Raw genomic sequence first — 12,885 nt, forward strand, 5'->3', positions numbered from 1 at the left:
CCGCCGCACGGCCTGTGGATCTGTGGATTACTTCGTCTCGACCGCGTGGCCGCCGAACTGGTTGCGCAGCGCCGCGACCATCTTCATCTGCGGCGAGTCCTCCTGCCGCGAGGCGAACCGCGCGAACAGCGACGCGGTGATCGCGGGCAGCGGCACCGCGTGGTCGATGGCGGCTTCCACAGTCCAGCGGCCCTCGCCGGAGTCCGGTGCGTAACCGCGCAGCTTCTCCAGGTGCTCGTCCTCGTCCAGGGCGTTCACCGCCAGGTCCAGCAGCCAGGAACGGATGACCGTGCCTTCCTGCCAGGAGCGGAAGACCTCACGCACGTCGGTGACGGAGTGGACCTTCTCCAGGAGCTCCCAGCCCTCGGCGTAAGCCTGCATCATGGCGTACTCGATGCCGTTGTGGACCATCTTGGAGAAGTGGCCCGCGCCGACCTTGCCGGCGTGCACCGCGCCGAAGTCGCCCTCCGGCTTGAGTGCCTCGAAGATCGGCTGCACCTTGGCGATGTTCTCGGCGTCGCCGCCGTACATCAGCGCATAGCCGTTCTCCAGGCCCCAGACGCCGCCGGAGACGCCGCAGTCGACGAAACCGATGCCCTTGGCGGCCAGCTCCTCCGCGTGCTTCTCGTCGTCCGTCCAGCGGGAGTTGCCGCCGTCCACGACGACGTCACCAGGCTCCAGGAGCTCGCCGAGCTGGTCGACGGTGGACTGCGTGGCGGCACCGGCCGGGACCATCACCCACACCACGCGCGGACCCTTGAGCTTGCCCACAAGCTCTTCCAGGCTGTGGACATCGGCGAGGTCCGGGTTGCGGTCGTATCCGATGACGGTGTGGCCTGCGCGGCGGATCCGCTCGCGCATGTTGCCGCCCATCTTGCCGAGGCCGACGAGACCGAGCTCCATCAGGTTGTTCCTTAGGTTTGCGACGTGGCGTGAGGGCACTTTCGTACCTGTGTCTGAGCCTAAACCCGGACGCTCACGCACACCTGTGGGCATAGCCGCTCAGGCGTACACCCCACCTGTGGATGCGCCCACCGGACGACCGGGCCGATCAGACCGACCGTCCGGCGGGCCCGGTGGGCTCACATCGCTCAGCCGCTCAGACGCACCGGCATGATCAGGTACTTGTAGGCCTCGTCCGCCTCGGCGTCCACGGCGGGCTTGCCGCTCAGCAGCGCCGGCTTCGTGGACGTCGTGAAGGAGAGCTGCGCCACCGGCGAGTCGATGGCGCTCAGGCCATCGAGCAGGAACGTCGGGTTGAAGGCGATCGAGACGTCGTCGCCCTCCAACTGTGCGTCGACCCTTTCCACAGCCTGTGCGTCGTCGCTGGAGCCCGCCTCCAGGATCAGCACGCCCTGCTCGAAGCTCAGACGCACCGGGGTGTTGCGCTCGGCGACCAGGGCCACACGCTTGACGGCCTCCACGAAGGGGGCGGTCTCGATCACGGCGATGGAGTTGAACTCCGTCGGGAACAGCGAGCGGTACTTCGGCAGGTCGCCCTCCAGGAGGCGGGTGGTCGTACGCCGACCCGCGCCCTCGAAGCCGATCAGGCCTTCGCCGGCGCCCGAGCCGGACAGCGCCAGGATCACGCTGTCGCCGCTCGTGAGGGCCTTGGCGGTGTCCAGGAGCGTCTTGGCGGGCACCAGGGCCACCGCGGACGCCTCGGGGTTCTCCGGCTTCCACAGGAACTCGCGGACCGCGAAGCGGTAGCGGTCGGTGGAGGCCAGGGTGACCGTGTCGCCCTCGATCTCGATGCGCACACCGGTGAGCACGGGCAGCGTGTCGTCACGGCCCGCCGCGATGGCCACCTGGGCGGCCGCCGAGGCGAAGACCTCACCGGGGACGGTGCCGGTCGCCGACGGCATCTGCGGCAGCGCCGGGTACTCCTCCACAGGCAGGGTGTGGAGTGTGAATCGCGAGGAGCCGCAGACCACGGTCGCCCGTACACCGTCTGTGGAAATCTCCACCGGCCTGTTGGGGAGGGCGCGGCAGATGTCCGCGAGCAGGCGGCCGGAGACGAGGACCGTGCCCTCCTCGTCGACCTCCGCGTCCACGGAGACGCGTGCCGAGACCTCGTAGTCGAAGCTGGAGAGGCTCAGGGAGCCGTCCTCGGCCTTCAGAAGGAGGCCGGCGAGCACAGGCGCCGGCGGACGGGCCGGGAGGCTGCGTGCCGCCCAGGCCACTGCCTCCGCGAGTACGTCGCGTTCCACCCGGATCTTCACCGTTGCCGCCTCCGTCTGTTGCCGGCGCTCTCGCCCTGCTGGCCTTCGTCGTCTGACTCGGTGTCGTTCAGCCCTGTGGCGGGAAGGACACCGGGGACCAGTCTGACGCACCGCGCTGACAGTCGGTGCCCCTCGGGGTCAAGTCGTGCCGAGCGGCACCTGAGCCTCCGAGAGCGAGTTGTGCACAGCCCCGTCTTCGAAACGATTCCCAGCCTCTATCTAGTTGGTCTTAGTAGTAGGGCCTGTGGAAACCGTGGATAACCGCGTTTTCGCAGGTCAGCCGGGATTTTTTGTCCACTGACCCTGTGGGCGGAGGCGGTGGACAACCGGGGGTCTCTGTGGACGACGAAAAGTTCTGCACACTCGATGCACAGCCTCGGGCCACTTCTCCCCAGATCCGTCCCCAGCTTTACCCACGTTCCCCACAGGCCAATCCGGCACCTTGATGTGACGCCTTTCACTCGACACGGTGATCGGGCGCGTCACGTTGCCGAACAGTGGACAGGGGTGTGGAGAAGCTGGGGACGGCTGGGGACAACCGGCTCCAGCCTGTGGGTCGTCGGTGGACAACTTCGTGCACACCCTGTGGATCTTTTCTTCGTCCACAGTCTGTGGAGAGTCTTCGTCCACGAATCCACAGGGGGCTGACCTGGTCTGATGGTCTTTCAACAGCGGCCCCTGTGGACACGATCGGGAAAACTTCGCGGTCCCCAGGATGTGGACGCCAGAAAGTCACCGAATCTGTGGAGAGTGGCCGTAACCAGGCCCGTATTCGAACAGCTGATGTCGTTCCGGTAGCGGTGAAACGAGAGCCGACGGCCTCGGAACGGGTCTCAGAAGCTCTCGTAGCCGCCTGGGGACGGGTCTCAGAAGCTCTTGGAGGCCCCTCGGGACGGGTCTCAGAAGCTCTCGGAGGCCCCTCGGAGCGAGGTCCAGGACCTTCCGGGGCCCTCTCGGAGCGCGTGCCGGAAGCTCTGGGACGGCTGCCGGAATCCCCCTCGGCGCCCATGCGAGCTCCGCGGGCCAGAACAGCGAAGGGCGCCCTCGGGAACGTGTCCCGGGGCGCCCTCGGCGGCGTCCGCCGCGCCTGTCAGCCGTTCTTGATGCGGTTGGTGAGCTCGGTGACCTGGTTGTAGATGGAGCGGCGCTCGGCCATCAGCGCGCGGATCTTGCGGTCGGCGTGCATGACGGTCGTGTGGTCGCGGCCGCCGAACTGCGCGCCGATCTTCGGCAGCGAGAGATCGGTGAGCTCGCGGCACAGGTACATGGCGATCTGCCGCGCGGTCACCAGGACGCGACTGCGTGAGGACCCGCACAGGTCGTCCACCGTGAGGCCGAAGTAGTCCGCGGTGGCCGCCATGATCGCGGTCGCGGTGATCTCCGGGGCGGAGTCCTCGCCGCCCGGGATCAGGTCCTTCAGGACGATCTCCGTCAGCCCGAGATCCACCGGCTGCCGGTTGAGCGACGCGAACGCCGTCACCCGGATCAGCGCGCCCTCCAGCTCGCGGATGTTGCGCGAGATCCGGGACGCGATGAACTCGAGTACCTCCGGCGGAGCGTTGAGCTGCTCCTGCACCGCCTTCTTACGAAGGATCGCGATACGCGTCTCCAGCTCGGGCGGCTGGACGTCGGTGATCAGACCCCACTCGAAACGGTTCCGCAGCCGGTCCTCCAGGGTCACCAGCTGCTTGGGCGGCCGGTCGCTGGAGAGCACGATCTGCTTGTTCGCGTTGTGGAGCGTGTTGAAGGTGTGGAAGAACTCCTCCTGCGTCGACTCCTTGTCCGCCAGGAACTGGATGTCGTCGACCAGCAGGATGTCCATCTCTCGGTACCGCTTGCGGAAGCTGTCGCCCTTGCCGTCGCGGATGGAGTTGATGAACTCGTTGGTGAACTCCTCGGAGCTCACGTACCGCACACGCGTGCCCGGGTAGAGGCTGCGCGCGTAGTGCCCGATCGCGTGCAGCAAGTGCGTCTTGCCGAGACCCGACTCCCCATAGATGAAGAGGGGGTTGTACGCCTTCGCCGGCGCCTCCGCGACGGCGACCGCGGCGGCGTGCGCGAAGCGGTTGGAGGCGCCGATGACGAACGTGTCGAAGAGGTACTTCGGGTTGAGGCGCGCGGTGGGCTCGCTCGGACCGGACGCCGGCGCGGGCTTCGCGCCCAGCGGGCCGGGCGCGCCGCTGGAGGACGGCAGCGAGGAGCCGCCGCGATGCGGCGGCGCACCGCCCGAGGACGGCTCCTGGAGGTCGCGGCGGTCAGGGCGCTCGTATTCGGAGCGGGGCTGGTCGTAGTCCTGGCGCTGCTGCTCGTAGGGCGGGCGCTCCATCGACTGCGGCCGGTAGTCCTGCGAGGGCGAGGCATACGGGTCGCGGTCGGGGAAGCCGAGGCGCTGCTGCTGCCAGCCGTAGTCGTCCTGGGCGTGCCGCGGCCAGGCGCCGGGCTCGGGGCGCTGGTAGTCCGGGTAGGCGGGGCGGGCGGTCGGCAGGTGGTCCGCGCGGGACGAGGGCAGCTGGTCGGAGCGGCCGGACGGCAGCTGGTCGCCGGGGGCGCCCGGGAGCTGGTCGGAGCGACCGCCTCGGTGATCACCCCGGTGGTCGTCGGCGCGGTGGCGGCCGTACCCCTCGTATCCGTCGCGGCGCTGTGTGTCATAGGGGTTGCGCTCGTCACGGCCCGGGGAGTCGTAGCCGCCACGGTCTTCGCGGCTCTGGGAGTCGTAACCGTGGCGCTCGTCGCGGCTCTGGCCGCCGTAGCTGTTGCGCTCCTCCCCGCCCTGGCCGCCGCCGTAGCCGCTCCGGTCCTCGCCGCCCTGGCCGCCGTAGGGGTTTCGCTCGTCGCCGCCCTGACCGTCGTACGCGTCACGGCCCTGGCCCGAGCCGGAGGGGAGCTCGGGCTCCTCGTACCGGGGCTGGGGGGCGGGCGGCGTCGGAGGCTGGGGCTCCCCGGCCGAGTCGTCGACGGTGATCGCGATGCGGATCGGGCGGCCGCACTCGCGGCTCAGCGTGTCACTGACGATCGGTGCGAGCCGTCCTTCGAGGACGCCCTTCGCGAATTCGTTCGGAACCGCGAGCAGCGCGGTGTCCGCGACCAGCGCCAGCGGCTGGCAGCGCTTGATCCAGTGCTCGTCCTTCGCCTCCACACCCTGACCGCGGCCCTCACCGAGGAGCTGTTCCAGTACTCGTGGCCACACTGCGGCAAGATCGGCAGGTACGTCAGCCACAGGGCACGCTCTCTCACGGGTCCCACGAACGTGTGGTTCTGGGAACAGGTTGGGAAGTCAGTCGGGTGGGGCGGTGGGAACAAATCCGCTGGGGCGGCGGGAAGGGAACGAATCGGAGTTCAGCCACGGTAGTCAGGGCGACCGCTGCGGTTCAAGTTGTTGTCCCCAGCCTGTGGATAGTGTCTCCCGCCGGGAGCCGGTTTGACCGGATGGCGTAGCCGCGCGTACCGTGACCAGGTCGAGTTGTCGATGGCTGCTGCCGCCTGCCTCCGATGGGCACAGGTCACGTCGAGTGATCGGGAAGCGGTGCACTCGGGCGTAATTACGAGCTACCTCGTGGGCGCACGGTGACAGCCAAGGCGGCACCCCGCCACCACCGATTCTTTCTGGAGCCCCCGAGTGAGCAAGCGCACCTTCCAGCCGAACAACCGTCGTCGCGCCAAGACCCACGGCTTCCGCCTGCGGATGCGCACCCGTGCCGGCCGCGCGATTCTCGCGAACCGCCGTGGCAAGGGTCGCGCCAGCCTGTCCGCCTGATAACCACAGGTCATGATGTCGTGCTGCCTACCGAGCATCGGCTGAGGCGGCGCGAGGACTTCGCGACCGCGGTACGCCGAGGACGCCGGGCCGGACGCCCGCTCCTCGTCGTTCATCTACGTAGCGGTGCAACGGACCCGCACGCGCCTGGGGAGAGCGCTCCCCCGACGCGTGCGGGTTTCGTCGTGAGCAAGGCCGTGGGTGGAGCGGTTGTCCGCAACAAGGTGAAGCGCAGACTTCGCCATCTGATGCGTGACCGAGTCGCCCAGTTGCCCCCCGGTAGCCTGGTAGTCGTACGAGCGCTGCCCGGTGCGGGCGACGCCGACCATGAACAGCTGGCCCGAGACCTGGATGCCGCCCTTCAGCGGCTGCTGGGAGGGGGCGCGCGATGAAGTACCCGCTGTTGGCTCTTATCAAGCTGTACCAGTGGACGATCAGCCCGCTGCTCGGGCCGGTGTGCAAGTACTACCCGTCGTGCTCCCACTACGGCTACCAAGCCATCGACCGGCACGGTGCGATCAAGGGAACGGCACTCACCGCCTGGCGCATCCTCCGGTGCAATCCGTGGTCGCTGGGCGGCGTGGACCATGTTCCGCCGCGCAAGCGTCCGCGGTGGCACGAAATGCTGCGTAACGCCTGGCGCGCACGCAAGGGCGGGAACTCCGCCGCCGAACCGGCCATTGAGGGTCATGGAATGTCCGACCATCCCTCGAGCCCGGCCGCCGAGACCCCGTCCCATGCTCAAGGAGCCTGATTAGTGGACACGATTGCCAGTCTTTTCAGCTTCATCACGACACCCGTTTCCTGGGTCATCGTCCAGTTCCACGCCGTGTACGGGAAGATCTTCGGTCCCGATACGGGCTGGGCCTGGGGCCTGTCCATCGTGTCCCTGGTGATCCTGATCCGTATCTGCCTCATCCCGCTCTTCGTGAAGCAGATCAAGTCGACTCGGGCGATGCAGACGCTGCAGCCCGAGATGAAGAAGATCCAGGAGCGCTACAAGAACGACAAGCAGCGCCAGTCCGAAGAGATGATGAAGCTGTACAAGGAGACGGGTACCAACCCTCTCTCCTCGTGCCTTCCCATCCTGGCGCAGTCGCCGTTCTTCTTTGCTCTGTACCACGTGCTCAACGGCATCGCGACGGGCAAGACGATCGGCGTCATCGACGATCAGCTGCTCGCCAGCGCCCGTAAAGCGCACATCTTCGGCGCACCGCTCGCGGCGAAGTTCACCGACAGCGCCGACAAGGTCGCCCAGCTCGGTGCCACGCTGACCGATGTCCGGGTCGTCACCGCGATCATGATCGTGCTGATGTCGGGTTCGCAGTTCTACACCCAGCGTCAGCTGATGACGAAGAACGTCGACACCACGGTGAAGACGCCCTTCATGCAGCAGCAGAAGATGCTGATGTACGTCTTCCCGGTGATGTTCGCCTTCTTCGGCATCAACTTCCCGGTCGGTGTCCTCGTCTACTGGCTGACCACCAACGTGTGGACCATGGGCCAGCAGATGTACGTCATCCGCAACAACCCGACCCCGGGTTCCAAGGCTCAGGCCGCGTACCTCGAGCGCCTGCAGAAGCACGTCACGCACCACGAGAAGACGCGCAGCCGTGGCGAGAAGGCCATCGTCAAGGCGATCGTCTCCAAGGGCCGCGACCGCAACGAGTTCGAGCGCAAGTTCATCAACAGCCTGACCAAGGTGGGCCTGGTGGCCCAGGCTGACGGCACCGTGGTGAAGGGGCAGGCCGAGGCGGCTGTCGAGGCCGAGGACGGCACCACGACCACCACCGGCGGCGCTCCCAAGCGTCAGCAGCCTAAGCGCCAGTCCAAGTCCCAGCGCCAGTCGGGCACGGCGGCCAGTGGGGCGAAGGCGGCAGATGAGCCCGAGCCGAAGACCTCGCTGACCAAGTCCGACGAGCCGCAGGATGCCAAGCCCGCCCCCAAACCGGCAGGCGGCGGCAACAAGCCCGGCACCGGTACCCGCAGCAAAGCCCAGTCCGGACAGCGCAAGGGTCCGCAGCGGCCCAAGTCCCCGTCCAAGAAGTAAGAAGGAGTCCATCCCGTGACGGAAGGCACCACCTCCGCCGCCGCTGAGGGCGACACCCTGACCCGCCTTGAGCAGGAAGGCGAGATCGCGGCGGACTACCTCGAGGGTCTGCTGGACATCGCCGATCTCGACGGCGACATCGACATGGACGTCGAGGCCGACCGCGCCGCTGTCTCGATCATCAGCGACGCCAGCAGCCGTGACCTGCAGAAGCTGGTCGGTCGCGACGGCGAGGTGCTCGAGGCCCTCCAGGAGCTCACGCGCCTGGCCGTTCACCGGGAGACCGGGGACCGCAGCCGGCTGATGCTGGACATCGCGGGCTACCGGGCCAAGAAGCGCGAGGAGCTCTCCGAGCTGGGCGCCAAGGCCGCGGCCGAGGTGAAGAGCTCCGGCGAGCCGGTGAAGATGAAGCCGATGACGCCCTTCGAGCGCAAGGTCGTTCACGACGCGGTCAAGGCCGCGGGTCTGCGCAGTGAGTCCGAGGGCGAGGAGCCGCAGCGCTTCGTCGTCGTGCTTCCCGCCTGATCAGTACGAAAGTTCCTTCGGCCCCGTCTGTTGAGCAGGCGGGGCCGAACTTTGTCAGCCTGATAGTCCCTCGTAGTTCCTGGTAATCCCTGATAGCCCTGGTGGTCAGCGCTCAGCGCGCTTATGCGGTACGGAAGGACGGTCCCCGTGACGGAGGCAGCGGAGCTTCCCCCTGCGCCCGAGCAGGCACGCGAGGTATTCGGCGATCGCTTCGCAGACGCGGTCCGGTACGCGGAGCTGTTGGCCGAGACGGGGGTACAGAGAGGGCTGATCGGCCCCCGCGAGGTGCCCCGGCTGTGGGAGCGGCACCTGCTGAACTGCGCGGTGCTCTCCGAGGTCGTGCCCGAGGGAGTGACCGTGTGCGACGTCGGCTCCGGCGCGGGGCTGCCCGGCATTCCGCTGGCCCTGGTCCGGGAAGACATCAAGATCACTCTGCTGGAACCGCTGCTGCGGCGGACCAACTTTCTCACCGAGGTCGTCGAGCTCCTCGGCCTCCACCATGTGACCGTCGTGCGTGGCCGCGCCGAAGAGGTCATGGGCAAGCTGCCGGCGGTCCACGTGGTGACGGCCCGGGCTGTCGCTCCACTGGACCGGCTGGCGACGTGGGGCATCCCCCTTCTCCGCCCGTACGGCGAGATGCTGGCTCTCAAGGGCGACACCGCTGAGGAGGAGCTGAAGAGCGCCGCGACGGCCCTCAGCAAGCTCGGCGCCGTGGAGACGTCCATCCTGCACGTCGGTGAGGGCATTGTGGACCCGCTGTCGACCGTGGTGCGGGTGGAGGTCGGGGAGAGCCCAGGCGGCGTGCGCTTCGCCGCGAAGAGGGCGAAGGCGGCCCGGACGGGGCGGACGCGCCGACGGCGCTGATCACGAGCGCGAAATGGATCGTGGACTCCCGGTTCCGCAGGGCGGAGCCGGGAGTTCTTTGTCACTCTGACTGATCCGTCCTGACGACGAGCCGTACTCCACACAAGCTGCCAAACCTACGCATCTCGGAGTGTCGCGCCGCGATGGCCCTGGCCCCTAGGCATCGTGTTTCACGTGAAACGTCGCTCACTGCTGCACGGCATCATCAGTCGCGGCCGCGCCGCGGCCGAACCCCGCGACCGGAAGCCTCTCGGTTCACTCGCGGAGGGTGCGGAGTTGTCCACAGAGGTGGATTTCTCCACAGAAGAACGGGCCTCGCTGGTTCACGACCCCGAAGACATGGGAGGCTCTGTTCATTGCGAGCCTGAAGTCGAGGAGAGTGAATCCTTGCGGTCCGACGCCAACATCGCGGGACCGATGACCGATCCGGTCCCCGGTCCCCGTACCGAGTCGATGGGGGAGGATGTTTCACGTGAAACACCGCCCCCAATGGACGACACTCCTATTGGTCGTGCTGCCCAACTGGCGGTGGAGGCGCTGGGTCGCGCCAATGAGGGCCTGCCACGGCCCGAACAGACCCGCGTCATGGTGGTCGCCAACCAGAAGGGTGGGGTGGGTAAGACCACGACCACGGTCAACCTTGCCGCCTCGCTTGCCCTGCATGGCGGCCGTGTCCTGGTGATCGACCTCGACCCTCAGGGCAACGCCTCCACCGCGCTGGGTATCGACCATCACGCCGAAGTGCCTTCCATCTACGACGTGCTGATCGACAGTAAACCGCTCTCCGAAGTCGTCCAGCCGGTCCCCGATGTCGAGGGCCTCTTCTGTGCGCCTGCCACGATCGATCTCGCCGGTGCGGAGATCGAGCTGGTGTCCCTGGTGGCACGGGAGAGCCGGCTGGAGCGGGCGATTCAGGCGTACGAGCAGCCGCTGGACTACATCCTCATCGACTGCCCACCGTCGCTCGGCCTCCTCACGGTCAACGCGCTGGTCGCCGGTGCGGAGGTCCTCATTCCTATCCAGTGCGAGTACTACGCGCTGGAAGGCCTGGGCCAGCTCCTGCGTAACGTCGACCTGGTGCGGGCGCATCTCAACCCCAACCTCCATGTCTCGACGATCCTGCTCACCATGTACGACGGCCGGACGCGCCTCGCGTCCCAGGTCGCGGACGAGGTGCGCAGCCACTTCGGTGACGAGGTGCTGCGGACGAGCATTCCTCGCTCGGTCCGTATCTCCGAGGCCCCGAGCTACGGCCAGACGGTGCTGACCTACGATCCAGGGTCTAGCGGCGCTCTCTCGTATCTTGAGGCTGCACGAGAAATCGCCCTCCGCGGAGTCGGAGTGGCGTACGACGCGCAGAACGCCCATGTGGGCGTACAGAACAGTCAGAACATGGTGGAGGGGATCCAGTGAGTGAGCGACGACGAGGGCTGGGGCGGGGCCTCGGCGCACTGATCCCCGCGGCTCCGACAGAGAAGACGGTTCCCTCGCCGGCAGGTGGATCCGCCGCTTCGTCGGCCGCTGTACCCGTGCTCACGGCGGAGCGCGGAGTTGCTGCGGCGAAGGTGACCACACTGCCGCCTGTTTCACATGAAACAGAGGAGTCGTCGGCGATCGGAACCCCGGAGGTGCCCTCCGCGCCTGTCGGTGCTCACTTCGCTGAACTGCCCCTCGACTACATCACCCCCAACCCACGTCAGCCCCGTGAGGTGTTCGACGAGGACGCTCTTGCCGAGCTGGTTACCTCCATCCAGGAGGTCGGGCTTCTCCAGCCGGTCGTCGTGCGGCAGGTGGGTCCGGCACGCTACGAGCTCATCATGGGTGAGCGGCGCTTCCGTGCCTGCCGTGAGGCGGGGCTTGAGGCCATTCCTGCGATCGTGCGGGCCACGGAGGACGAGAAGCTTCTTCTGGACGCTCTGCTGGAGAACCTGCATCGGGCCCAGCTGAACCCGCTGGAAGAGGCGGCCGCCTACGACCAGCTGCTCCAGGACTTCAACTGCACGCACGACCAGCTGGCGGACCGTATCGGCCGCTCGCGCCCGCAGGTCTCCAACACCCTGCGGCTGCTGAAGCTCTCGCCGTCGGTTCAGCGTCGTGTCGCAGCCGGAGTGCTCTCCGCGGGTCATGCCCGCGCCCTGCTCTCCGTCGCGGACTCGGAGGAGCAGGACCGGCTGGCTCACCGCATCGTGGCCGAGGGACTGTCGGTGCGGGCCGTCGAGGAGATCGTCACCCTCATGGGATCGCGCCCCCAGACCGCTCAGCGGTCCAAGGGACCGCGGGCCGGCGCCCGGCTCTCCCCGGCGCTGAGCGACCTCGCCACCCGCCTCTCGGACCGCTTCGAGACCCGTGTGAAGGTCGACCTGGGGCAGAAGAAGGGAAAGATCACGGTCGAGTTCGCCTCGATGGACGACCTCGAGCGGATCCTCAGCTCTCTCGCCCCGGGTGAGGGAGGAGTTCTCCAGAGGAGCCTCCTGGACGACGACTCCGAGGACACAGAGGCCTGAGTCGCCCAGCGACGGGGCGGTCCCCGTCGGCCGACCACAAGAGCGGGCCGTGTCCGGTGTGTACCGGAACACGGCCTGCTCTTTGCTTTCAGGCAGTATCGATGCAGCATCGTGGATACGATGCGATCGGGTATGGCGCATCCACCTGGCGGCACCTTCATTGGGGAGGCGGGGGCCATGCAAACCGTGAGCCGTACCGGACTGGTGACCGCAGGCCTGGGACTGGGGGCGGTCGGTGGCTTCATCGGCAGCCTGCTCAGGGAGCGAAGCGCTCTGACAGCCGCTCGCGACGCTGCGGGCGCAGGAATCGAGGAACATCCTTCATGGGGCGCCGGCTCGTACCGCTCACGCTGGACAACCTTCCGGACCTTCCCAAGCGCTGTCGCGCGTGTGTCTTCTGGGAACTGGATCCCGTCAGTGGGGAAGCCGCGGTAAAGGCGGGAAGGCCCGAACTCGAGAAGGAAGCGTGGATCTCCGCTGTCCTGCTGGAGTGGGGATCCTGTGGCCGCGTCGTCTACGTGGACGACGTACCGGTGGGCTTCGTGCTGTACGCACCCCCTGCCTATGTACCCCGCTCCACGGCGTTCCCCACGAGCCCGGTCTCACCGGACGCCGTCCAGCTGATGACCGCCTTCATCATGCCGGGCTATCAGGGACAGGGACTCGGCCGGGTGATGGTCCAGACGGTTGCCAAGGATCTGCTGCGGCGAGGCTTCAAGGCGATCGAAGCTTTCGGGGACGCACGGTGGAAGGAACCGGCCTGTGTGCTCCCCGCCGACCATCTTCTCGCGGTCGGCTTCAAGACGGTGCGCCCCCACCCCAGGTACCCCCGCCTGAGGCTTGAGCTGCGGACGACGCTCTCCTGGAAGGAAGATGTGGAGTTGGCTCTCGACCGCCTTCTGGGAGCGGTACAGAAGGAACCGGCGCTTCGTCCTCTGTAGCCGTGGTGCTGCCTGCCGACGCAAC

12 protein-coding genes are annotated in these 12,885 nt (G+C 67.5%); 9 read left to right on the plus strand and 3 right to left on the minus strand.

Annotated elements, in window-relative coordinates; translation table 11 throughout:
- Positions 1–27: 27 nt before the first annotated feature.
- From gnd to dnaA, 3 genes are all read right to left on the minus strand, one after another.
- On the minus strand, positions 28–903 hold the full coding sequence (gene gnd, locus ACFVWD_RS14495) for a phosphogluconate dehydrogenase (NAD(+)-dependent, decarboxylating) (RefSeq protein WP_389596175.1): 876 nt from the start codon (positions 901–903) through the stop codon (positions 28–30).
- A 188-nt stretch (positions 904–1,091) separates the two neighbouring features.
- The gene (gene dnaN / locus ACFVWD_RS14500) at positions 1,092–2,222 is read right to left on the minus strand and encodes a DNA polymerase III subunit beta (protein ID WP_389596177.1); all 1,131 of its coding nucleotides are present in this window, start codon (positions 2,220–2,222) and stop codon (positions 1,092–1,094) included.
- A gap of 1,090 nt (positions 2,223–3,312) precedes the next feature.
- Entirely contained in the window at positions 3,313–5,439 is a 2,127-nt protein-coding gene (gene dnaA / locus ACFVWD_RS14505; RefSeq protein WP_389596179.1) for a chromosomal replication initiator protein DnaA, read from the minus strand.
- Between the two features lie 399 nt (positions 5,440–5,838).
- Between dnaA and rpmH the strand changes: the two genes are divergently transcribed.
- The 9 genes from rpmH to ACFVWD_RS14550 all read left to right on the plus strand — a co-directional run bounded on the left by rpmH (position 5,839) and on the right by ACFVWD_RS14550 (position 12,860).
- Positions 5,839–5,976, plus strand: a complete 138-nt coding sequence (rpmH, locus tag ACFVWD_RS14510) for a 50S ribosomal protein L34 (RefSeq protein WP_006381191.1) — start codon at positions 5,839–5,841, stop codon at positions 5,974–5,976.
- Between the two features lie 20 nt (positions 5,977–5,996).
- Complete coding sequence (gene rnpA / locus ACFVWD_RS14515; RefSeq protein WP_075031495.1) at positions 5,997–6,368, plus strand: ribonuclease P protein component; 372 nt, start codon at positions 5,997–5,999, stop codon at positions 6,366–6,368.
- Positions 6,365–6,730: a membrane protein insertion efficiency factor YidD gene (gene yidD, locus ACFVWD_RS14520; protein ID WP_054236429.1), complete on the plus strand. Its 366-nt coding sequence runs from the start codon at positions 6,365–6,367 to the stop codon at positions 6,728–6,730. The genes rnpA and yidD overlap by 4 nt, the downstream gene beginning before the upstream one ends.
- A 3-nt stretch (positions 6,731–6,733) precedes the next feature.
- On the plus strand, positions 6,734–8,026 hold the full coding sequence (yidC, locus tag ACFVWD_RS14525) for a membrane protein insertase YidC (RefSeq protein ID WP_389596181.1): 1,293 nt from the start codon (positions 6,734–6,736) through the stop codon (positions 8,024–8,026).
- 15 nt (positions 8,027–8,041) lie between these two features.
- Positions 8,042–8,551, plus strand: coding sequence for a R3H domain-containing nucleic acid-binding protein (locus ACFVWD_RS14530; protein WP_060901646.1), 510 nt, complete (start codon positions 8,042–8,044; stop codon positions 8,549–8,551).
- Positions 8,552–8,698: 147 nt separating this feature from the next.
- Positions 8,699–9,415: a 16S rRNA (guanine(527)-N(7))-methyltransferase RsmG gene (gene rsmG / locus ACFVWD_RS14535; protein WP_168493562.1), complete on the plus strand. Its 717-nt coding sequence runs from the start codon at positions 8,699–8,701 to the stop codon at positions 9,413–9,415.
- Between the two features lie 339 nt (positions 9,416–9,754).
- Positions 9,755–10,828, plus strand: a complete 1,074-nt coding sequence (locus tag ACFVWD_RS14540) for a ParA family protein (protein WP_389596304.1) — start codon at positions 9,755–9,757, stop codon at positions 10,826–10,828.
- Entirely contained in the window at positions 10,825–11,919 is a 1,095-nt protein-coding gene (locus tag ACFVWD_RS14545; protein WP_389596182.1) for a ParB/RepB/Spo0J family partition protein, read from the plus strand. Before ACFVWD_RS14540 ends, ACFVWD_RS14545 begins: the two co-directional genes overlap by 4 nt.
- Positions 11,920–12,242: 323 nt before the next feature.
- Positions 12,243–12,860: a GNAT family N-acetyltransferase gene (locus ACFVWD_RS14550; protein ID WP_054236435.1), complete on the plus strand. Its 618-nt coding sequence runs from the start codon at positions 12,243–12,245 to the stop codon at positions 12,858–12,860.
- The last annotated feature ends 25 nt before the right edge of the window (positions 12,861–12,885 follow it).

The sequence above is a fragment of the Streptomyces sp. NPDC058086 genome (assembly GCF_042885015.1).
Taxonomy (GTDB): Bacteria; Actinomycetota; Actinomycetes; order Streptomycetales; family Streptomycetaceae; genus Streptomyces.

Excerpts from the sequence above, each read along its gene's own strand:
- gnd (WP_389596175.1), bottom strand. The coding sequence starts at position 903 with ATGGAGCTCGGTCTCGTCGGCCTCGGCAAGATGGGCGGCAACATGCGC.
- yidD (WP_054236429.1), top strand. The coding sequence starts at position 6,365 with ATGAAGTACCCGCTGTTGGCTCTTATCAAGCTGTACCAGTGGACGATC.
- ACFVWD_RS14540 (WP_389596304.1), top strand. The coding sequence starts at position 9,755 with ATGGGAGGCTCTGTTCATTGCGAGCCTGAAGTCGAGGAGAGTGAATCC.
- ACFVWD_RS14550 (WP_054236435.1), top strand. The coding sequence starts at position 12,243 with ATGGGGCGCCGGCTCGTACCGCTCACGCTGGACAACCTTCCGGACCTT.